This is a genomic window from Vibrio sp. M250220, from assembly GCF_036533795.1.
GTDB lineage: Bacteria > Pseudomonadota > Gammaproteobacteria > Enterobacterales > Vibrionaceae > Vibrio.
This window is the reverse complement of sequence record NZ_JATABI010000141.1, coordinates 1-1172: the sequence shown is the minus strand read 5'-3', so window position 1 is coordinate 1172 and position 1172 is coordinate 1. Positions and strand designations below refer to the sequence as shown.

The 1172-nt window shown below is 40.4% G+C and carries 1 protein-coding gene and 1 pseudogene; both read right to left on the bottom strand.

Annotation, left to right across the window (positions count from 1 at the left end; translation table 11 throughout):
• Positions 1–158: 158 nt before the first annotated feature.
• Entirely contained in the window at positions 159–857 is a 699-nt protein-coding gene (locus QTN94_RS19975; protein WP_331428646.1) for a hypothetical protein, read from the bottom strand.
• A pseudogene (locus QTN94_RS19970) lies at positions 854–1172 on the bottom strand (hypothetical protein); the annotation flags it as partial. The pseudogene QTN94_RS19970 and the gene QTN94_RS19975, both read right to left, overlap by 4 nt.

Genomic DNA, 1172 nt, shown 5'->3' with positions numbered 1-1172 from the left:
ATATTGGCATCTGCTGGCTTTTTCCCAGCTATCACCATATACGGCTCTTCGCCCGCGCCCCATATTCGCTCCGATGGCCCCAAATAATACACAAATAGAATTACTGTAATGGTGATAAGCACAATCGATAATATTCGCTGTTTGTTACTCATACCCAGTTACTTACCTGTTTGAGGATCTAACGGGGTACTACGATACTCTTCACCAGCTAAAATATCGTAGTGAATCACCGTATCGCTATTAAACTGAGAAAAATCAAAGTAGACAGTTTCTGCGTTAAACTCCTGTTTTTTGGATATCTTTTCACCATTAACGGAATAATGGCAACCTAGCCCACCCGACCAGGTCTTGTCTTTCCATTGATGTAAAAAAGCGTCACAATTTTTCGCTTTAATTGCAGAATTTAAATCTATTTGTCTATCTTTGTAATTTGTTCCTGATTGGTGAATACGTAGTTGGGCAAAACCTACTGTATCAAATGCGTTATAGGCTTCGACCTTGATATCTCGTAATTCGACCACGCAATTTTTACTGTTTGTGTAAGTTGAGTATGGCACGGTGAACTGATAACGATCATCACTTACATCATTACTCGGAGTAAAGAATGTGGTGATCTTTCCTCCTCGATGGGCTTTTTGGCCAAACATATCATAAGAGTAGGATTCACAGTCATCACCATATACCCAATAGTTTGCCCACACTTTTACAGTTGCATCGGTTGGCTTTGAACCTGCTACTCGAATCGACTCTTGCGGATTTGCATTCTGTGCTGAGTAAAGACTACAACCTATACCAACAAGAAATACAAGCAGCGTGAGGTTTATCCCCAACCTTGTTTGTTTAGTCGATAGCGTCATTTTAATTGTTCCTTAATTTCATCAGGTAAGGATTGATTAGACATCAGCAGTAAACTGAGCGGATACCTCTCAGGGTTGTTTAGAGTCGCGGTTAATTCGTGCCTGACCTGATGATGATTGTGCACTAATTGTTCGTTTATCGATATCTCTTGTTTTAAGCGGGCAAGATAAGCTTGATTAGTGGGCGAGTAGGGTTTGCCTAACGTTTCGGCTAGCTCGTACTTAGCCTTCAAGTTGCGTTGTTGTATATCTTCGATGGTATTTGAGAGGTAATTGATCGTGCCTTGATAATTGTCATACAAACTTTCTTTACTG

Coding starts and splice junctions, on each gene's coding strand:
- QTN94_RS19975 (WP_331428646.1), bottom strand. CDS start 857: ATGACGCTATCGACTAAACAAACAAGGTTGGGGATAAACCTCACGCTG.